This window comes from Nocardiopsis sp. RV163 (assembly GCF_001029525.1).
Taxonomy (GTDB): Bacteria; Actinomycetota; Actinomycetes; order Streptosporangiales; family Streptosporangiaceae; genus Nocardiopsis; species Nocardiopsis dassonvillei.
This window is the reverse complement of the sequence record NZ_LEKI01000012.1, coordinates 24,194-42,374: the sequence shown is the minus strand read 5'-3', so window position 1 is coordinate 42,374 and position 18,181 is coordinate 24,194. Positions and strand designations below refer to the sequence as shown.

Here is an 18,181-nt window from a genome sequence, read left to right as displayed (position 1 = left end):
GTCCGCGTCAAAACCGCAGTTCAGGGCGGGTGGTCTGGACAAAACGGGTGCCCATTCCACCTTGGTTTCGCTCCATGTGCGCTCGCCAGCCTCGCCCGTGCCTCCACCTCTATGCGGCAGCCGAGGACTCACGAACGATACGGCGGTGGAAGAGCACCAGCACCGCCACCATCAGCCCCAAGCTCGACACGGAGATCCCCGCCGCCATGAAGGGTTCCACGACCACGGCCCGCATGGCGGTGTCACTCGGAACCGCCGCCGACGAGGCATCGAAGAACGCCAGATTCCCCATCGTGTTCCACGCAGCCCACCCGACGAAGAAGACAGCGAGTACTACTTCCAAAGTCACCAGCGACCGGTGCGTGGTCAGGAAACGCCAACCGTGGAGGTGTCGGGCCAGGACCAGTTGACCATGTGCCCGGGCATGGACGACGCATACGGTGACTCCGGTGACAAGGAGGACGCAGAACGCGGCGATGAGGGTCGCTGCTTCCATACGGACCCGGGCGGAGGCCTCCCGGTACTCATCGGCGGCGGCCAGCGCCACCGGTTGGACGCTGTCGACGTAGGCGGACAGTTCCTGCTCATCCACGACTTCGAGGGCACCCTCCCGGTCGAGGGGGAGGGCCGCGCCCATGGTGGCGTAGGAGTGGTAGTGGACGAAGGGGTGCAGGGCCGCGGAACCGTTGGGTACGGCGACGATCACGGGGTCCTGGACGAAGGGCACGTCGCTCTGGGTCCCCAGGGGCGTGGCGCCGTAGGTGAACAACTGTTGCCCGGCCCGGCTGGGTGCCGTCTCCACCCGGGTACGCGGGGGCACGCCGCCGTTCGTCTCCCAGGACTCACACAGCCACAGTCCGACCTCCTCCCGGAGAACGTCCGTCAGGTCGGCGCGGGCCTCGGGGACCAGGACGCGCACCTCACCGCTGCCGGTGGAGGGGCCGTACGGTCTCCCCTCGGGATCCAGGACGGGATGCCGTCGCAGATACGTGTCGTTGACGACGATCAGGGACAGGTCCTCGGGCACGGCCGTCGTACGCAGGACGGAAGCGCTCTCGCCGGGAGCCGCGAGGAGAAGCCGCCCCCGCTCGTCGAGAGCACGGAGCGACTCACCGAACGCCTGTGTCGTCTCCTGCCCCTGCAACTCGTCCGCCGCCTGGGAGAAGTGGAACCGGGAGGTGTCACCGGCCTCGGCGAAGGCTTCGTGGGCTCGGCGCTGGCCTTGGAGAACCTGAAGGCTCAGGGCCAGGCTCGCCATCAGACCGAGGACGAGGACCAGGGCTGGAACGCGGACGGCGTAGGTGGAGACAGTGGCCAGCCGCACGGCCAGCCGACCCTTGAGGGCCGGAAGGACGTCGGTGGCGTGCACCAGAGCCAGCGCGGCGATGTGTGCGGCAACCCCTGCGGCGCTGAACGCCGAGAGGTAGAACAGGGCCACTTCCAGGAGCAGTCCCCAACGCGGCAGCGCTCCGTGGACGCAGAGAAGCGCCGTCATGAGCGTCGTGATGGTCACGGCGGCAGCCGACCAGTACGGTGCCAACTGCCCCAGGTCGCGCAGAAGGATGCGGGACGGTGACATGCCGTGCAAGCGCAGGACGGCGTAGGAGCGGGCGTTGAGCAGCACACTGGTGGCGATACCGATCACTCCGCACAGGAGGGCGACGGTGAAGGCGTCGAACAGGGCCGCGTCCCGGACGATCTCGAACCACTCGACCGTCTGGTACTCCGGAGCGACGTAGCCGTCCAGCCCGTACACGGACATGGCGTCGAGGAAGGCCGTCGCGCTGCCTTCCTCGCCGAAGAGGTGGTAGGTGCCGCGCGGATCCAGTTCAGCGGCCTCGTTCCACGGGTGAACCTCGGTCCGATGGTCCAAGGAGAGGCCGGGATAGCCTTCGTCGAGCCAGGAAGCGCCGGGCTGTTCGGGGTTCCCCACGGCCATGTGGAGATGGCGTAGACCTCCTGGATCGCGCACATCGGCGGTTTCCATGGCGATGTTCACCCTGTGTTCCTCGGCGAAGGACACGATCGCCTCCGAGACACCGTTCTGCTCGGCGGCCGTGTTGCCGCCCTGCACCTGCACGAGCGTCGCCTCGGGGTCCGGCGTGGCTTCCAAAAGCTCTCTGGCGACGAGGAACGACAGGAGTGCGGAGAGCAGGAGAAAGGCCGTGTGTGCGAAAGCGATACCGCGGATCGGCATGGTTTTCTTCTAGGGGAGGAGGGTGATGGTGTGAGCTGAACGAGTCCGAATGGTGAACTGTTTCGCTGATGCTCAGCTTCTCGGCATGAAGCGGTGGACGATTGTTCTCATGGCCGCCCGGACTGAGGGGATCGTCGTAGCCTACCTGGAAACGGTTACCGTCGACGCACGTTGACGTCACCGGCGCCCACGGCCTTCCACCGGGAGTGTTCGACTCGGCTGCCCAGGATGATTCGGTGGCGGACCTTGGGGAACGGCGGAACGCTCTCGCAACCCCAAGGGATGCAGTGGGTGTGCTCTTTCGGCGTCACTTTCCTTTTTGAACTGGACGTTCGGGCGCCTACGATCGACCATCGAGTTCGGCCCGTGTGTTTTCCAACTACGACCACCCGACCGTCTGCCACGGATCCACTGCGGTAGGCACATACACCTCACGCGACTCGGCTCCGGCCGGCAGTTGGTCATATGCCAGTGCGCCCCGTGCCAACAAGAACAACGAAACCTACTGGCGCACCAGTTGCTATTTTAGTTTTCTAAACGCCGACCAGCGCCGTACAGGCCGCCGGTGACATACCACCGGCGGTCTCTTTCGTGCCACTGAACATCACGGAGCCCCTGTGCTTCATCGAAGCATCACCTTCATCCATCTGGCTTTCCTCCTCTTCGCTGCCTTCCTGTCCTTCCTTGCGATCCGGACATACGAAGAGCTGGCGACCACAGTACCGGCGGGAATTGTCTGGATCAGCGGCAACGACGACACCGCCGATATCGCGCGGATCGTCGACACCGTCGAAGACTTCGCCGAGCACACAGGCGTCTCCGTCGGACTCCAGGTCCCTGACCTGCGAGACCCCGGCAGTGTCCGCCACCTCTACCTGGCGACCGGAGAACCCGGCTCACTCGCCGCGAACTGGGTGGAGGACGGCTATCCGTCGTTCGGGCACAGCATGCGCACCGAGGTCCACCCGTTCGACGAGCTGGACCGATCCGATCCCCGTGGGTTCTACCTGGTTTTCGGAAACGAGGAGGACACCGCGGCCTTCGAGACCGCTCTCGCTGGTATCGGTCTGCGCGACACCAACAGCGGTGGCGGTTCCGTCATGCACTGGACTGACTTCTTCCTCTACGGCGGTGACCTCAACACCGCCCTCATCATCATCCTGCTGCTCGGTGTCACCGTCAGCGGCTCCGGTGTCCTGCTGAACGCCAAAACCTACGGTGTCCTGCGCCTGCAGGGGTATTCCTACGGCCGCATACTCGCACGCGACCTGGCCCAGCTCCTCCGGTTCTACCTCACCGTGGGCGGCTGCGTGACAGCAGGCATCATCGCGGCCCTCCTGCTGTACAACGGGCTCGCCCAGTTCGCCTTGTTCGCCCGCATCACGGGCTGGCTCCTGGCCCTGTTCCTCCTCACCGGTCTGCTCGCCCACACTCTCGCGCTGGCCCTGCTTCACACCACCGACATCCCCGGCGCCCTCAAGGGAAGGATCCCGGCCCGGCTGGCCGGTACGAGCGCCTACTTCGTCCGGATTCCCGCGCTGGTACTCGTGCTCACGATCATCGGCTCTGTCGTCGTCTCGGCCCAGAACGTACGCAGCCAGCAGGAAAGCTTCGACACTTTCGCCCAGGCCGGGCAGGCATCGCGGATCATGCTGTCGGGAAGTGTCGACTTCGCGGAGATGGGCGAGATGATGGACCCGCTCATCGGCGGATGGCTGCGCCAAGCCGATACCGAGGGACAGATCATCCTCACCGCCCAGGAACGAGGGGAGGTCATAGCCCCTCAGGGAGCGCCCCGCCCCGATTTCGATGTACTGGTGGTCAACGACACCTATCTGGAGCACGAAGAGGTCCTCTTGCCCACCGGAGAGCGCTACGGCACCGCCGACAGTGTGCGCGTCCTTCTACCCGTGGCCCTTGCTGACCAGGAAGAAGCCCTTGCGTAGGGAGCAGAGAGGTGGGTTGAGTTCGCCAGCGGCTCCGAAAACAACGCGGTCATCGATATCGAGACGTTGCCCGCAGCCGAGGGCCAGCAGATCTTCACCTACGGATCCACCAAGCCCGGTGAGCTCCACAGCCAGCCCTTCCTCGACGATCCGGTGATCATCGCGCTGCCCAACGGGGCCGTACTGTCCGACTTCAACTACACCACCTACGCCACCCAGTCGGCGATCGTCTTCCCCGACCCCGACGTGGTCGAGGAATCCATCGCCCACCCTCCGTTCTCCACCTACATCAACGGTCTCCAGATGGTTGTCACCAGCGCCGCAGACCATCACGCCTCCCTCGTCCGCGACCTGCGGCTGCAAAGCTTCAACCTCGCCGCCGCCACTTCGGTGCTGCTGATGACCACTGTCGCTGTGTGTATCATCCACGTCCGGACTCAGGCCCAGACGATCTTCGCCCGCCACATCAGCGGATGGTCGTTCGCATCGACCCATCGGCGACTGCTGATCGCCGAGGGCCTGCTCGCACTCGCGTTCGTCGGCTGGGTCATCTGGCGTACCGTCATCAGACTCGAACAGCAGGCTGATCCGTCCCACCCCATGTCCGTATCGCCCGAGGCATCGATCACCGGCCTCGAACCCCTTCTCGCGTTTGCCATCGCAACTGCCGGACTCCTGCTCATCCTTGCCGTACTCGCCTACGTTCACCGTCGGATCGTCCGCGAAGGCGCCTCACAGGCCTGAACATCCCAGGGAACACCATGCTTGTCGTGAAGAACCTGTCCAAGTCCTTCGGCTCCCGCACCCTGTGGGAAGACATCGACCTCGACATACGGGCCGGCCAGATGCTCGCCCTCACCGGCCCTTCGGGCTCGGGCAAGACCACCCTGCTCAACTGCATGGGTTTGCTGCAAAGGCCCAGCCACGGGCACATCCTCTTCGACGACCGCGATGTCACCCGCTTGGGCCCCGGTGCTCAAAGGCGTTTCCGCCGTGACCACCTGGGCTATCTGTTCCAGAACTACGCCCTGATCGAGAACGCCACCATCAAGGCCAATCTCGACATCGCCCGACGCCGCGGCAGCAAGCCCGACCACGCTGGTGCGTTGGAACGAGTCGGTCTGGCCGGGCGTGAGGCGGAGCGGGTGCACTACCTATCCGGTGGTGAGCAGCAGCGCGTCGCCCTGGCCCGGCTCATGGTCAAGCGGCCCTCCCTGGTGCTGGCTGACGAGCCCACCGGCGCGTTGGACGACGGCAACGGCACCATGGTCGTGGATGTGCTCCGTCAGATGAGCCGTGAGGGCTGTGCGGTGGTGATCGCCACCCACAACGATGGGGTGCGTGATGCTTGCGACGCGATCTTCGATGTTCATGCCAACCAGCTCACTGCCGGATTCGGAGGCCATTGGGAGGGCATCTGAAAAGGGCCGGGGAGGAGTAGGCGAAGGAGGCCGCCCAACGTTTGGAGCCTGTCATGGTCTACCGACCCGTCTACCCCTTGTCTCGTGCCGGGTTCCGGCGTGGCCAAGACCGCTGCGGCCATGCTCGAACCCGCCACCAGGGAGATGTAGCCACAGGCACACCACCGGGCCTGACCGGGGTTGACAGTACTATCGCCCGAGTAGGTGCGCGGCGCGCCGTATTATCGCCCGACGCCGACCTTTAAAGCGCTATTAAGGCTCGGTTCGGGGTGGTCGCTCACGGCCTTAGTCTCAGCCTCGACTATTGAATCCGTGAAGCCTGGCAAATGCCAAACATGTTTCTGTGAAGAATTAATTCAACCAAAAGGAAACTCGAGGCCTGAGATCGAAAATATGAGGCTTGGTCCTGTGGTTTTTCTTGGTAGGCCCCCAGGGGCTCGAACCCTGAACCCACGGATTAAAAGTCCGTTGCTCTGCCAATTGAGCTAGAGGCCCGCGATGCGACTCGGAGCGTGGTCCTGGCCGTCGCCGGAGCCAACTCTACCGTAGCCATACGGGTTCTCGGTGGCTGGTACACCCCTGCAGGACCCGAGGCTGCTCACTGCTCGGGCACACCCGCGCCCTGCTTGGGGAAGCAGGGCGGCGACGGCGGAGCCACCACCGAGCACACCAACACCGCCCCGCTTCGACGGCACCTCCTCGGCTCGGCGCGCAGCAAGGCCCCCGCTCGGGCGATGGCGCCGATAACCCGAGCGGGGGCTGACGGTGTGCTGTTGTCTACGCCCTGCTGGTGGCGGGTTTGAGCATGGCCGCGGTGGCCTCAGCGGCGGCTTTGGCCACGTCGGGGAACACGGTCTGGTAGGTGTCCCGGGTGAAGTGGGCGGTGGCGTGGCCGAGCTCGGCCGGGACCACCTTGACGTCCACCCCGGCGGCCAGACTCATCGACGCCGCTCCGTGGCGCAGTCCGTGCAGGCTGATCGGCGGCAGGCCCGCCGCGTGGGCGATGCGGGCGAACCAGTCGGTGGCCCGGGCCGGGCGCCAGGCGGTGTTTCGTACCTGGTTTATTGGAGGTGGTGGTGTGTCCAGCGTTCTTCGGAGTCGGATTTCTGGATTCTGGGACCACGTGACCTCAAGGAGACATCGTGGGACGTCGTGGATACCCCGCCGAGTTCCGCCGCAAGGTCTTGGACCTGGTCCAGGCCGAGCCCTCGGGATCACCTGGCGGAACACACTGGTCGCCAACGAGGACATGTGCGCCCTGCTCAACGCGCTGAACAAGGCCGGGTTGAGGAACACCCACGGCGACGCCCACCTGATGGCGATCCCCATGCCCCACCAGCGGGGAGGACGCCTGCGTCCCGCCCCGGACGGGAGCTGGTCTGTGAGCCCCGGCTCCGAGGACCACCCGGCCTACTGGGTGACGTGGATCGGCGCCGCCGCCTGCGCACTCTGGGAAGGCGCACGACTGCCGTCCCGAATGGAGATGAACACGTTCACCGCAGACGCTCAGGCGGGTAACTGCGATTACCGGGTGGGGATGTGGCACCGGTCGGCGAACCGGGGCTGCCCTGTACGGCGGTCCACCACCGGTGGGCAATCTCCAGGTGTGGTGTGTGGACGGGCCATCGGGGCCGCCCCGGGCACCGGTCAGCCGCTATCTCCACGGGGCCGCGTGGAACACGCCGGGCTCCCGCGAAGAAGTCGTCCGCAGGCGGTCGCGGACGTTGCTGGGTGCCTCCCGAGGCGTGGGGATGCGCCTGATCGGAGGTGCCTCATCCGGTTCGCCGCGATCAGCCCGAGAGATCGCGGACCGGCTCCGGTCATGGCTCTCGCTGTTGGACACCGGCGGCCACCCCTTGGCCGATCTCGACCGGGCCGTGGCCGAAGCCCTGTCACAGCCCGATGGCTGATTTGGGTCCCATGTAGGAACCCGCTCCGGGAAAGCCGTCCTCGATCAACCGGACGAACCGCTCGCTGAAGCCGAGGCCGGTCAGATCACCGAGTTTCACGAATTCCACGCCCCGGATCGGTCGGGTGTCCAGGCCTTCCGCTATCCCACCGATCGTTCCACCCGCGCGCCGTACCTCGAAGGTCATGTGGACGATGTGCAGTTCCTTCTCGGGAATGATGTGGTCGCACACGTACAGCAGCCGGTCCGCCTCGATGTCGAGGCCCGTCTCCTCACGCATCTCGCGGACCAGTGCGTTCCGCAGCGGCTCCCTCTCCTCAACCCGGCCCCCGGGCAGGCTCCAACGGCGCGGGCCGTCTGTGTCCTGGTCGAGAAGCAGCACCTTCCCGTGCTCTACGAGGAGGCCCGTCACTCGTACGTCCATAACCGAACCCTAGCCACGGAAGGTCATCCGTGCGGCGGCAAAAGAAGATCCCGTACGCCCACGTCGCCATCGCCGCGGGCGGGCTCGGGACGCGTAGGTCCGAATTGACACTGTACCTACCGAAAGAGCATTTCCCGGTCGGCGGAAAACCGGGGATCACCCTCCTGCTGGAGGAGGCCGCGAAGCTGGGGCGTGTGCGTGCGGTGCTGGTTCACCACCCCTACTACGCCGACTTCGTCTCCTCACGGGCGCGGCCGGTACTCGAGAACAGTCACCACGGTCACACCGCGCCTCATGGCGCCGCACCCAAACTGTCCTTGGCTCTGGCCGCCTACGCCCGGAACAACCGAGTGCGGATTTGTCCGACCCACTCTTCGGTCACCGATTTGGGCGCCCCTCTGCGTAATGCCTAGAGCACTCAGGGAACGCAGAGCACAGCATGGAGTTGAGCGACGAAGCGTAGAAGGCGGTATGGGTCGCTGGGGTGGCCTTGGACCTGGTGGAGGGTTTGCAGTCACAACGTGTGTCGTCCTACCCGCACCGTCTGCGGCACCGGCTCCGGCCTCACGAGAACCTGACCGAGGTGGAGGAGTTCACGGCACGGGTCAGGGAGGTCATGCCAGGGTGAGTGCCCGGTACAGGGCGACCACGGTGGAGGCGCCGACGACCTCTCCCCGGGTGATCATCTCCACTGCCTCCTCCAGGGGCCACCAGCGGATCTCCTGGGCTTCGTTGACGTCTGGAGGGGTGTCGGTGAGGTCGGCGCCTCGGGCCAGGTAGATGATCTGGGGCTGGTTTCGAACCCCTGGGGGCCTACCCGCAAAACCCCAGTTCAGAGTCCCTATTTGAGGATTCCGCCCTGGGGTTTCCCCGTTCCCGGGGCCGTCCGGTCTCTCCATGCGCGCTCTTCAGCCCCGGCCGTGCTGACGGCCCATGACCACCCCGTCTCCTTGCCGTGTGCCGGGGAACGGTTTCCGGAGCGTGCCCTCGATCCACTGGCTGGCGTGTACCGGATCTTGTGGAGCCGTGCTCCACGGCTCTCAGGTCACGCTGCTCGGCTGTCTCTTCCGGAACTCCATGGGTGCCGGACCGCCGGGCGGTGTCGGCGGGGCGGCGGGGGCGTGCGGGGCGCGGCTGGCGATCCGGTCAGGCTGCCGTCGTGTCGGGCCGCAGGGCGGGGCCGAGCAGGAGCCCGCCGTCCGCGACGAACTCCGATCCCGTGACGAACGAGGCGTCGGCCGAGGTGAGGTGGAGGAGGAGGGTGGTGACGTCGGCCGGGGTCCCCATCCGGGGGACGGCGTAGGGCTCGGGCGAGTAGAAGTCGGCGATGGGCGGCTGCCCGGCGATCGGTTCGTTGATCAACGGGGTGGAGATGACGCCGGGGTGGATGGAGTTGACCCGGATGCCGTCCCGGCCCAGCTCCAGCGCGGCGGTCCTGGTGAGCCCGCGCAACGCCCACTTGCTGGCGACGTACGGCGCGTAGAGCGGGGTCCCGGCGTGGGCCATCGTGGAGGCGATGTTGACGATCACTCCGCCGCCGTTGCGGCGCAGTGACGGGGCCGCGGTCTTGACGCCGAGAAACGCGCCGGTGAGGTTGACGTCGAGTACGCGGTCCCAGACCCGCCGTTCGGTGGCCTCGATCGGCGCTGCGGGGTTCTGGACGCCGGCGTTGTTGACCAGGACCGAGATCGGGCCGAACCGGCGTTCGGTCTCGTTGACCGCCGCCGCCCAGGCGTCCTCGTCGGTGACGTCCAGGCGGACGAACAGCGCCCGCTCGCCGAGTTCGGCGGCGAGCTCTTGGCCGAGCCCTTCGGAGAGCGCGGCGACGACGACGTTCGCCCCCTCCTGATGGTAGGCGCGAACGTGGCTGGCCCCCTGCCCGCCAGTGCCACCGGTGACGAGAACGGTCTGCTTGTCGAAGCGTCCCATGACGGGGTCCTCCCTGTGGAATAGTGGTGAGTCGAGTGACTCGCCTCGCCAAAGCTACGCACATGGCAGGTGGTGAGTCAAGTGACTCGCCTCGCGTAGAGTGGTGCCCATGACGACGGAGTCCTCGCCCTACCACCGGCGCGTCGCCGAGCAGAAGCGGGCGGCCATCCTCAAGGCCGCCACCCGCCTGTTCCTCGACGCCGGGTACGCCGGCACCTCACTGGCCAAGGTCGCCGAGGCGGCAGGGGTGTCGAAGGCGACTCTGTTCAAGCAGTTCCCGACCAAGGCGGCGCTGTTCGACGCGATGGTGGCGGAGTCCTGGGCGGTCGAGGACGACGACGGCCTGCACCCAGCGGCGGGCGACCTGCGGGCGGGCCTGACGGCACTCGGCCGCCGGTACGTCACCCTCCTCACCCGGCCCGGAATGGCGGCCCTCTTCCGCATCGTCATCGCCGAACTGCCGCGCTTCCCGGAGTTGGGCGAGGCCCACTTCGAACGCGGCAAGATGCCCTACTTCGACTCGGTGCGCCGCTATCTCGACGCCGAGAACGCCCTGGGAACGGCCCGGCTGGACGACACGGAGCTGGCGGCGACCCAGTTCCTCGGGATGATCTCCAACTACGTCCTCTGGCCCCGGATGCTGCTCGTCGACTGGTCACCCGACGACGCGTCGACGGCGCGCGTCGTGGACGAGGCCGTACTGATGATGGAGGCCAGATACGGCACGGCGAACACCGCCGCCTGAAGCAGCCGTGCGCGGTGCGTGAATGACGATCGGCTGCTCGGCGACGTCGCTCCGACCGGACCGGCGCCGCGACGAACGCCGGGGGCGAAGACGGATGCGTTGGTAATCGCGGAAAAACGGGCGGATCTGGCCGTGGCCTGTGCCCAACGCCCGTGCCCAACGCCCGTGCCCGACGGGCGGCCACCCGGCGCCGGGTCGAGCGGGGCGGTCCGGGGATTCCCCGAAAACCGGATCTGAGTTTTCCCGGCCCAGAAAAAATACTTCGGTCGCAACACATTTCCTCCATCCCCTGCACCACGCATTCCGGTGTCCTGCGGCACACCGCTTTTTCGGGACAGGGGGATTCCTGTGTGGTAGGTTCTGAGTAGTTGCAGTCGTGAACCCCGATGGACTCCATCTTTTCGGGCGATCACCGCGGTGACGGGAAAATCGTCATCTGCGGTTTTCTTCATGTTCCGAACGAGAGGTATCCCTATGGCGACCGGTACGGTCAAGTGGTTCAACGGCGAAAAGGGCTTCGGCTTCATCGAGCAGGACGGCGGCGGTCCCGACGTCTTCGCCCACTACTCGAACATCCAGGCCACGGGCTACCGTGAACTGGCCGAGGGCCAGAGCGTGCAGTTCGACGCCGTCGCGGGGGCCAAGGGTCCCCAGGCTGAGAACATCACCCTGGTCTAGGGGAGCTGACGCTCCTCCTGCGGCAGGGGCCCGCCCTCAGGGCGCTGGGCCCCTGCCGCTTTTTCTTTTTCTCCGCCGGTTTTTCCAGCCGTCGCCCCCCCGAACGGCACCGGCGTCCACCGCGCCCCGGAGTCCTCCGGGCGGGCGCGGACACCCGCATTACTTCTCCGGCGTACTCCGGTTTCCCCCTGCGAGGCCGAAAGGCCTCCCGCCCGGCGAACGCCGCTGGCGAAAGGCCTCATATGAGTTATCCGCACCGCACCGACACCAGCCGCGGCCGTCCCTCCCGGGGATACGGCCGAAAGCGTCCCCGCACGTCCGGACACCCCGGGCCCGGCGGCCCTTCCGGGGAGTTCGCCCTCCCGGTCACCGTCACCCCGGCCCTCCCGCCGGTGGAGTCCTTCGAGGCGCTGGACATGCCCGCACCGTTGAAGCGGACCCTGGCCCGGCAGGGGCTGACGGTCCCGTCCGAGATCCAGGCGGCCACCCTGCCGAACTCCCTGGCCGGGCGCGACGTCCTGGGCCGCAGTCGGACCGGTTCGGGCAAGACCCTGGCCTTCGGACTGGCGCTGCTCGCCCAGCTCGACGGGCGCAAGGCCGAGCCCCGCCGCCCCCTGGCCGTGGTGCTCGCCCCCACGCGGGAGCTGGCCCAACAGGTGGCCGACGCGCTCGCGCCCTACGCACGGTCGGTGGGGACTCGCACGGTGACCGTGGTGGGCGGCATGCCCATCAGCCGTCAGGCCCGCGCCCTGCGTCAGGGTGTGGAGCTGGTCGTGGCCACCCCGGGCCGTCTGCGCGACCTGATGGAGCGCGGCGACTGCGTTCTGGACCGGGTGGACGCCACCGTCCTGGACGAGGCCGACCAGATGACCGACATGGGCTTCATGCCCCAGGTCACCGCGATCCTCCAGCAGGTTCCGGCCGACGGTCGACGCATGCTGTTCTCGGCCACCCTGGACCGCAACGTCGACACGTTGGTCCGCCGGTTCCTGAACGACCCGGTGGTCCACTCGGTCGACCTGTCCGAGGGCGCGGTCTCCACCATGGAGCACCACGTCATGCACGTGTCGCACGCCGACAAGCAGGACGTCGTGACCTGGATCGCGGCCCGCGACGGTCGGGTGATCATGTTCCTGGACACCAAGCGCGCCGTGGACCGGATGGCCGAGCACCTGCTGGCCAACGGGGTCCTCGCCGCGCCGCTGCACGGCGGGCGGTCCCAGCCTCAGCGCACCCGCACCCTCGACCAGTTCAAGAGGGGCGCCGTGACCGCGCTGGTCGCCACCAACGTCGCCGCGCGCGGCATCCACGTGGACGGGCTGGACCTGGTGGTCAACATCGACCCGCCCACCGATCACAAGGACTACCTGCACCGGGGCGGGCGCACCGCGCGCGCTGGCGAGACGGGCAGCGTGGTCACGCTCGTGCTGCCCAGCCAGCGGCGCGACATGACCCGGCTGATGAGCCGGGCCCGGATCGACGCGCACACCGCTCGGGTGGACGCCCAGGACGTGGAGCTGACCAGGGTGACCGGAGCGCGTGAGCCCTCGGGCGTACCGGTCGCCGTGCCCGCCGGGGGCCCGCGGGAGCGGCGGCACCGCGGTGCCGCGGCACGCCGACCGCGCCGCTGACCCGACCACGACGGGGCTCCGGAGCAGGATGCCCCGGGGCCCCGTCGGGCTGGTTCTCCAAAACGCGGATGCCCGCCCACGCCCGGAAAGAGGCCGCTCCCCGCCCGGGGCCGCCGGGCCGCTCCGATGATCGCTCTCCGGCCTCGGACGCGTGACACCCGCCAGGCACTGCGTCAACCGCCCCTGGGCACCGGCAGCGGACGCGAGCGTCTTGCCGTCGTGGCGAGGGCCGGGCGGGAAAGGTCTGTCACCGGGGTCGGGGGCCCGGCCGGTGAGGCCCGCCTCCCCGGCGGCCCGCCCGCTGTGCGGGGCGGCGGATCAGCTCCCTGAGCCGACGATGGCGGTGACGCGGATCTCCACGCGCATCGCGGCGAGGCCGAGGACGGTGACGCCGGTCTCTGTCCAGATCGGCGCGCGACCGCCGAGGCGGCGGCGGAACTGCTCGGCCATGACCCTGTTGTGGTCGTCGCCGATCACGTCGTCTCCCGGCGTGACCTTGTGGTACGAGTTGACGTGGATGACGTCCCTCCAGGTCGCGCCGACCGTGGCGAGCGTGCGCTCCACGTTGTCGAAGGCCCGGACGATCTCGTCCTCCAGCGAGTCGGGGATGGCCAGGTCGTCGTCCACTCCGGCTTGGCCGGAGATCTCGACCCGGTCGCCGACGCGGACGGCCCCGCTGTAGCCGAGGGCCGCGTGCAGCTTCTCGCCGTAGCCCGGAGCGATGCCGAAGGTGACGGTGCTCATGATGCTCCCTCTTCCTTGCCGCAGGGGTGGGTTTCCCCTTCATTGACTTCAAGCGTAAAGTGAAACTAGCAAGCAATGACTTCAAGCGTCAGGTGATGGCGGGATTCGCCGGAAGGGCGGGACGTTCCATGAGCGGCACGGAAGGGCCCATGAGCGGCACACACGGGCACGGGGACGACGGGGAGCCGCGATGGCTAGACGAGCAGGAGAAGGCGGCCTGGACGGGCCTGGTCTCCCTCGTCCTGCTGCTGCCCGGCAAGCTGGAGTCACCGCTGAGGCGGGACAACGGCCTCAGCCTGTTCGAGTACCTCGTGCTCAGCCACCTCTCCGAGGCACCGGGACGCAGGCTGCGGATGGGGGAGCTGGCCTTCCTCGCCAGCGGTTCGCTCTCCCGGCTGTCCAACGTCGTCAAACGCTGTGAACAGCGCGGCTGGGCCGTGCGGAAGCCCGACCCGGACGACGGCCGCTACACCATCGCCGAACTCACCGACGTCGGTTTCGACCTCGTGCGCTCGGCGGCGCCCACGCATCTGCGCTCCGTGCGCCGCACCGTCCTCGACCCGCTCAACGCGACCGACCTGAAGGCCCTCGCCCGCATCGCGGAAAAACTCGGCATCGTTCCCGACGGCCTCGGCTGACAGCGGTTCCGTCCCGTCCCGTGCCGCGACCCGGGACGGGGGCCGGGTCCCCGATCCGCCGTTTCGGGTGGCTTCCACGAACACGCCGGGGCTTCGGGGGGTACTGTGCTGACGACTCCGGAACGGGGGGACGGCCGTGTGGACGGTACTGGGTATCTGCGGCAGCCTGCGCAGGAACTCCCACAACGCAGCACTGCTGCGTCTGGCGGGCCGCAGCAACCCCGGTGTCTCCGTGGTCGGCGGTGACCTGGCCGGACGCCTCCCCCTGTTCAACCCCGACCTGGACAACGACGAGGACCTGCCGGAGGTCGTCGCGAGGTTCCGGTCCTGCGCCGACCGGACCGAGGGCGTGATCATCGCGACCCCCGAGTACGCGCACGGCCCCTCCGGAGCCACCAAGAACGCCATGGACTGGCTGATCGGCTCCGGAGGGCTCACCGGCAAGCCGACCCTCCTCATGAGCGCGTCACCGGGGCAGGCGGGCGGTATGCGCGGCCACCTCGCACTGATTCCCACGCTGACCCTGATGGGGAGCGTCCTGGTCGACTCGGTCACGGTCTCCGGGGCTCCCGCCAGGGTGGACTCCCATGGCGAGTTCCGCGATCCGGCGGTGCTGGAGCGGGTCCGGCTGGCCATGGACGAGATGGCCGCTGCGCTGTCCTACTCCCGTCAGAAGAAGGCGACGGACCTGCTCCTGGAGTAGCCCGGCTCCTTCGCGGGCGAGGCCGACCGCTCCTGTCCTATGCAGGGGGACGGTGTGACTCCTGTGAAAGAGGGAAGCTCCTACTTCCCCCTCGCCGAACACATCGAACAACGGAGTGAGGCCAGCGTGCGCATCCACCAGACCATCCCCCGCATCGCGGCGTCCGCGCTCATCGCCGCCCCCGTCATCGCCCTGGGCGCCCCGGCCCGGGCCGAGCGGGCGACCGACTGCCTCGGCCGGGACGGCGCCACCGTCGAGGAGGCGCGGGTCGACGAGGAGGTTCCGCAGGAGATCCTGCGCAGGTCCGGGCTGGTCATGAACGCGGACCGCTTCACGCGGGAACTTTGCGCGGCGTCCGGAACGGACGAGGCGAGCGCGGTCGTCGAACGCCACGGCGACGCGCTCTGGCGCGAGGCGGTGGACCGGGTCCAGGGGAACGGGAAGGTCGGGGGGAGCCTGAGCGACGGGGACGACCGGCCGGTCTACTGGACCCGGCTCGCCATGACCTCGGCACTCAACCGCTGGCAGCCGGACTTCGAGCTGAGCGACGCCGACCGAGCCGGGCTCGTGGCCGACATGGACCGCCGCTCCCGCGGCCACGACGACACCGGCTTCGCCGAGGTCCGCGGGGAGCCCGAGGCCCTCCACGTCGTCGTGACCGGGTTCGACCCGTTCCGCCTCGACGACGACATCCGCCAGGCCAACCCCTCCGGCGCGGCCGCCCTCGCCCTGGACGGGGCGGTGATCGAGACCGACGCCGGTGTCGCGGTCGTCGAGACCATGCTCTTCCCGGTGCGCTGGCGCGACTTCACCGACGGCATGGTCGAGGAGGCCCTCCTGCCGCACTACACCGGCGACCGGCCCGTCGACGCGGTCGTCACCGTCAGCCAGGGCCGACCGGGCCGGTTCGACCTGGAGGCCCACAACGGCGCCTGGCGGGGCGGCGCCCCGGACAACGAGTCCGTCGGCACGGCGGAGACGGTGCCCGTTCCGGACGGCGTCCCCACCGTCGCACCGCAGCCGCAGTGGTCGGACTCCTCCCTGGACCACTCCGCGATCGTCGAGCGCACCACCGGCGCGCCGTTCCCCGTGGTCGACAACACCGCGGTGACCGAGATCCCCGAGGGCGGGACCGAGCCGGTGGTGAGCGAGGACGGGCCCACCCCGGGCTCCGAGGCGCGGGCCGGGGGCGGGGGCGACTACCTCTCCAACGAGATCGCCTACCGCAACACCCTGCTGCGCGACGCGACCGGCCTGGACATCCCCGCCGGCCACGTGCACACCCCGGTCCTGGACCTCGGTCCCGGCGACGGCGTCACCGACCCCGAGTTCGAGCGCGACCGCGCGGCGATCGTCGGCCAGGTGGAGGACATCGTCGCGGCCGTGCTTCGCGGGTGACGTCCCGGGGGCGGGCCTCACCTGTCACGCCCCCGCCACCGTGTCGTCCGTACGGGCCCCGGAGGTTTCCCAACCCGACACCGCGTTCCGACGGGCCCCTGAGGCCTCGGCGTGGCCCGGCGGCGGCGCGGGTGCTCCGGGCGTCCGCGCCGCCGCCCCGGGGCCGGGAACACTCGGGCCAGCGGGAGCCCCGCGCGGAACGCGCCTCGACACGGCCGGGCCGGTCAGGCCCCCGCCCCGGTGAGGAAGTCGCGCACCAGCGCGTTGACCCGCTCGGGGGACTGCCGGTTGACCCAGTGGCCGTGGCCCCCCAGCACCTCCAGGCGGGACCGGGGGACCCGCCGTGCGGCGGCCACGGTGTGCCGGGGGCGCACGCCGACGTCCCCGCCCCCCTGGACGAACAGGGTCGGGCAGCGGATCTCGCCCAGGCGGGGGCGCAGGTCCACGTTCATCCGCCACGGGCCGATGGAGGCGTTCTGCCAGTCGGAGGAGCCCGCGCCGTTGGCCCGTACCTCGGGCATGATCTCCTCCACGATGTCGTCGAAGTCGTCGACCGGGCCCGCGAACAGGCTGGTGCGCGCGAACCGGGCCACCCCCTCGCGGCTGCGGAACAGCCGCGTGGGCAGTGTGCGGTTGAGCAGGCGGCTCCTGGCCGTCAGCCACAGCAACTGGTGCACCAGGGGAGGGAACGAGATGATCCCGGCCGGAGCCATGGCGACCAGCCGGTCCATCCGGTCGGGGTGGTCGATGGCGTAGGCCAGGGCGATCGCCCCGCCCTGCGACAGGCCCACCAGTGAGGCCCGTTCGACCTCGAAGCGGTCCAGGACCGCGGTGACGCACTCCAGCATCCGGGTGTGGTCGGCCGTGCCGTTCCAGGGCCTGCTGTGCCCCTGCTTGGGCCAGTCCAGGGCGAGGACCCTGTGGTCGGCGGCCAGGGCCGGGATCATGTGGCGCCAGCTCAGCAGCGCGTTGTCCAGGCCCGCCCCGCTCAGCAGCAGGACCGTGCTCGTGCCCCGCCCCGCCGTGATGACGCTGAGGGCGCCCTCGGGCCGCTCGACGCGGACGCGGGGGAAGGGGTCCGACAGCGGAGAGCTCATGGGCGCCGACCGCTCCCGTCGTGTTCGCTCCGCCAGCGCGAGAAGAGCGGGGGCAGCTCGGTCTCCAGGAACCCGTAGAGCTCGTGGACGTTGGCCAGGCGTTCGCGGCGCTCCTCCGGGGCCTCCCGGAGCATGCTGAGCCCGCGCTCGGTGACCTCGCGGAAAGCGGCCGTTCGGGCGTACCGGCGCTCCAGCATCCGGCTCCAGCCGTCCGCGGCGACGCGGAAATACTCCTGGCGCTGTCCGCGCTTGCGCACCCCCTCGACCAGGCCGCTGGGGGTGAGCAGGCGCGTGGCGCTGCTGATGGAGCTTCGGCTGACCTGGAGGGTCCGCGCGAGCTGGGCGGCGCTCTGTTCCGGTGGATCGCAGATCAGCAGCCAGCCGACGACCCTCCCGGCGATCAGTGGGAGGCCCTCGCGCTCGAAGAACACGGCGACCTCGTCGACGAAGGCCAGTTCGTCCTCGGGGGGTTCGCTCGGGGGTTCGCTCATGCGACGATATTACAGCCGTTGCAGTAATTACTGCAATGAGAGGAAGCCGCAGGGGAGGCGCACGACCTCGGCGGCCCGCGGCTTTCGGGAGAAGCCGGGAAGCGGCGGGGGCCGGGGCCTCCCCGGCGGCCCCGGGCCGCCGGGGCGCAGGTCGGTCCTCGGTTTCCCGGCCGTTCTCCGATACGGTCCGTCCGCCTCGGGCGCGTCGCCGCCTCCGCCGCGGGACGTGT

15 protein-coding genes, 1 tRNA gene and 3 pseudogenes are annotated in these 18,181 nt (G+C 68.8%); 10 read left to right on the top strand and 9 right to left on the bottom strand.

What is annotated here, in order from left to right; all coding sequences use genetic code 11:
• Window positions 1-109: 109 nt before the first annotated feature.
• Window positions 110-2,197 (bottom strand): hypothetical protein, encoded by a 2,088-nt coding sequence (locus ABD54_RS04190; protein ID WP_047868086.1) that lies wholly within the window; start codon window positions 2,195-2,197, stop codon window positions 110-112.
• Window positions 2,198-2,562: 365 nt separating this feature from the next.
• Here ABD54_RS04190 and ABD54_RS26995 point away from each other — a divergent pair.
• The 4 genes and pseudogenes from ABD54_RS26995 to ABD54_RS04180 form a co-directional block, all read left to right on the top strand.
• Window positions 2,563-2,766 (top strand): annotated as a pseudogene (locus tag ABD54_RS26995) (lactococcin 972 family bacteriocin); the annotation flags it as partial.
• 48 nt (window positions 2,767-2,814) lie between these two features.
• The gene (locus ABD54_RS26670) at window positions 2,815-4,143 is read left to right on the top strand and encodes a hypothetical protein (RefSeq protein WP_053063533.1); all 1,329 of its coding nucleotides are present in this window, start codon (window positions 2,815-2,817) and stop codon (window positions 4,141-4,143) included.
• Between the two features lie 66 nt (window positions 4,144-4,209).
• On the top strand, window positions 4,210-4,887 hold the full coding sequence (locus ABD54_RS26665; protein WP_053063532.1) for a hypothetical protein: 678 nt from the start codon (window positions 4,210-4,212) through the stop codon (window positions 4,885-4,887).
• Window positions 4,888-4,904: 17 nt separating this feature from the next.
• Window positions 4,905-5,564, top strand: coding sequence for an ABC transporter ATP-binding protein (locus ABD54_RS04180; RefSeq protein ID WP_047868085.1), 660 nt, complete (start codon window positions 4,905-4,907; stop codon window positions 5,562-5,564).
• 419 nt (window positions 5,565-5,983) lie between these two features.
• Here the strand turns inward: ABD54_RS04180 and ABD54_RS04175 are convergent.
• The 5 genes and pseudogenes from ABD54_RS04175 to ABD54_RS04160 all read right to left on the bottom strand — a co-directional run bounded on the left by ABD54_RS04175 (window position 5,984) and on the right by ABD54_RS04160 (window position 9,826).
• Window positions 5,984-6,059 (bottom strand) — tRNA-Lys (locus ABD54_RS04175).
• 282 nt (window positions 6,060-6,341) lie between these two features.
• Window positions 6,342-6,590 (bottom strand): annotated as a pseudogene (locus ABD54_RS26990) (tyrosine-type recombinase/integrase); the annotation flags it as partial.
• A gap of 866 nt (window positions 6,591-7,456) precedes the next feature.
• Window positions 7,457-7,897, bottom strand: a complete 441-nt coding sequence (locus ABD54_RS04170) for an NUDIX domain-containing protein (protein WP_235431974.1) — start codon at window positions 7,895-7,897, stop codon at window positions 7,457-7,459.
• Window positions 7,898-8,511: 614 nt separating this feature from the next.
• Window positions 8,512-8,703: pseudogene (locus ABD54_RS29460) on the bottom strand (NUDIX hydrolase); the annotation flags it as partial.
• 340 nt (window positions 8,704-9,043) lie between these two features.
• Window positions 9,044-9,826 carry an SDR family NAD(P)-dependent oxidoreductase gene (locus tag ABD54_RS04160; protein ID WP_047868083.1) on the bottom strand — a complete coding sequence of 261 codons (783 nt, stop codon included), beginning with the start codon at window positions 9,824-9,826 and terminating at the stop codon, window positions 9,044-9,046.
• A 109-nt stretch (window positions 9,827-9,935) separates the two neighbouring features.
• Here ABD54_RS04160 and ABD54_RS04155 point away from each other — a divergent pair, with 109 nt between their 5' ends.
• From ABD54_RS04155 to ABD54_RS04145, 3 genes are all read left to right on the top strand, one after another.
• Window positions 9,936-10,571, top strand: a complete 636-nt coding sequence (locus ABD54_RS04155) for a TetR/AcrR family transcriptional regulator (protein WP_047868082.1) — start codon at window positions 9,936-9,938, stop codon at window positions 10,569-10,571.
• 474 nt (window positions 10,572-11,045) lie between these two features.
• Complete coding sequence (locus tag ABD54_RS04150; RefSeq protein WP_047868081.1) at window positions 11,046-11,249, top strand: cold-shock protein; 204 nt, start codon at window positions 11,046-11,048, stop codon at window positions 11,247-11,249.
• Window positions 11,250-11,491: 242 nt separating this feature from the next.
• A complete protein-coding gene (locus tag ABD54_RS04145; RefSeq protein WP_047868080.1) occupies window positions 11,492-12,880 on the top strand; it encodes a DEAD/DEAH box helicase in 1,389 nt (462 codons plus the stop codon).
• Window positions 12,881-13,198: 318 nt separating this feature from the next.
• Here ABD54_RS04145 and ABD54_RS04140 read toward each other — a convergent pair whose 3' ends face one another.
• Window positions 13,199-13,624: a Rid family hydrolase gene (locus ABD54_RS04140; RefSeq protein WP_047868079.1), complete on the bottom strand. Its 426-nt coding sequence runs from the start codon at window positions 13,622-13,624 to the stop codon at window positions 13,199-13,201.
• Between the two features lie 149 nt (window positions 13,625-13,773).
• On the opposite strand from ABD54_RS04140, the gene ABD54_RS04135 reads away from it, so the two are divergent.
• The 3 genes from ABD54_RS04135 (at window position 13,774) to ABD54_RS04125 (ending at window position 16,363) form a co-directional block, all read left to right on the top strand.
• Window positions 13,774-14,262, top strand: coding sequence for a MarR family winged helix-turn-helix transcriptional regulator (locus tag ABD54_RS04135; RefSeq protein WP_235431972.1), 489 nt, complete (start codon window positions 13,774-13,776; stop codon window positions 14,260-14,262).
• Window positions 14,263-14,398: 136 nt separating this feature from the next.
• Window positions 14,399-14,965: an NADPH-dependent FMN reductase gene (locus ABD54_RS04130; protein WP_047868077.1), complete on the top strand. Its 567-nt coding sequence runs from the start codon at window positions 14,399-14,401 to the stop codon at window positions 14,963-14,965.
• Between the two features lie 126 nt (window positions 14,966-15,091).
• Window positions 15,092-16,363, top strand: coding sequence for a hypothetical protein (locus ABD54_RS04125; protein WP_047868107.1), 1,272 nt, complete (start codon window positions 15,092-15,094; stop codon window positions 16,361-16,363).
• A 224-nt stretch (window positions 16,364-16,587) separates the two neighbouring features.
• On the opposite strand, the gene ABD54_RS04120 is transcribed toward ABD54_RS04125, so the two are convergent.
• A complete protein-coding gene (locus tag ABD54_RS04120; protein ID WP_047868076.1) occupies window positions 16,588-17,460 on the bottom strand; it encodes an alpha/beta fold hydrolase in 873 nt (290 codons plus the stop codon).
• Entirely contained in the window at window positions 17,457-17,951 is a 495-nt protein-coding gene (locus ABD54_RS04115) for a GbsR/MarR family transcriptional regulator (protein WP_047868075.1), read from the bottom strand. The genes ABD54_RS04120 and ABD54_RS04115 overlap by 4 nt, the downstream gene beginning before the upstream one ends.
• Window positions 17,952-18,181 lie beyond the last annotated feature (230 nt).

Excerpts from the sequence above, each read along its gene's own strand:
- ABD54_RS04170 (WP_235431974.1), bottom strand. The coding sequence starts at position 7,897 with ATGGACGTACGAGTGACGGGCCTCCTCGTAGAGCACGGGAAGGTGCTG.
- ABD54_RS04120 (WP_047868076.1), bottom strand. The coding sequence starts at position 17,460 with ATGAGCTCTCCGCTGTCGGACCCCTTCCCCCGCGTCCGCGTCGAGCGG.
- ABD54_RS04135 (WP_235431972.1), top strand. The coding sequence starts at position 13,774 with ATGAGCGGCACACACGGGCACGGGGACGACGGGGAGCCGCGATGGCTA.
- ABD54_RS04145 (WP_047868080.1), top strand. The coding sequence starts at position 11,492 with ATGAGTTATCCGCACCGCACCGACACCAGCCGCGGCCGTCCCTCCCGG.
- ABD54_RS04155 (WP_047868082.1), top strand. The coding sequence starts at position 9,936 with ATGACGACGGAGTCCTCGCCCTACCACCGGCGCGTCGCCGAGCAGAAG.
- ABD54_RS04160 (WP_047868083.1), bottom strand. The coding sequence starts at position 9,826 with ATGGGACGCTTCGACAAGCAGACCGTTCTCGTCACCGGTGGCACTGGC.
- ABD54_RS04140 (WP_047868079.1), bottom strand. The coding sequence starts at position 13,624 with ATGAGCACCGTCACCTTCGGCATCGCTCCGGGCTACGGCGAGAAGCTG.
- ABD54_RS04150 (WP_047868081.1), top strand. The coding sequence starts at position 11,046 with ATGGCGACCGGTACGGTCAAGTGGTTCAACGGCGAAAAGGGCTTCGGC.
- ABD54_RS04180 (WP_047868085.1), top strand. The coding sequence starts at position 4,905 with ATGCTTGTCGTGAAGAACCTGTCCAAGTCCTTCGGCTCCCGCACCCTG.
- ABD54_RS04115 (WP_047868075.1), bottom strand. The coding sequence starts at position 17,951 with ATGAGCGAACCCCCGAGCGAACCCCCCGAGGACGAACTGGCCTTCGTC.
- ABD54_RS04190 (WP_047868086.1), bottom strand. The coding sequence starts at position 2,197 with ATGCCGATCCGCGGTATCGCTTTCGCACACACGGCCTTTCTCCTGCTC.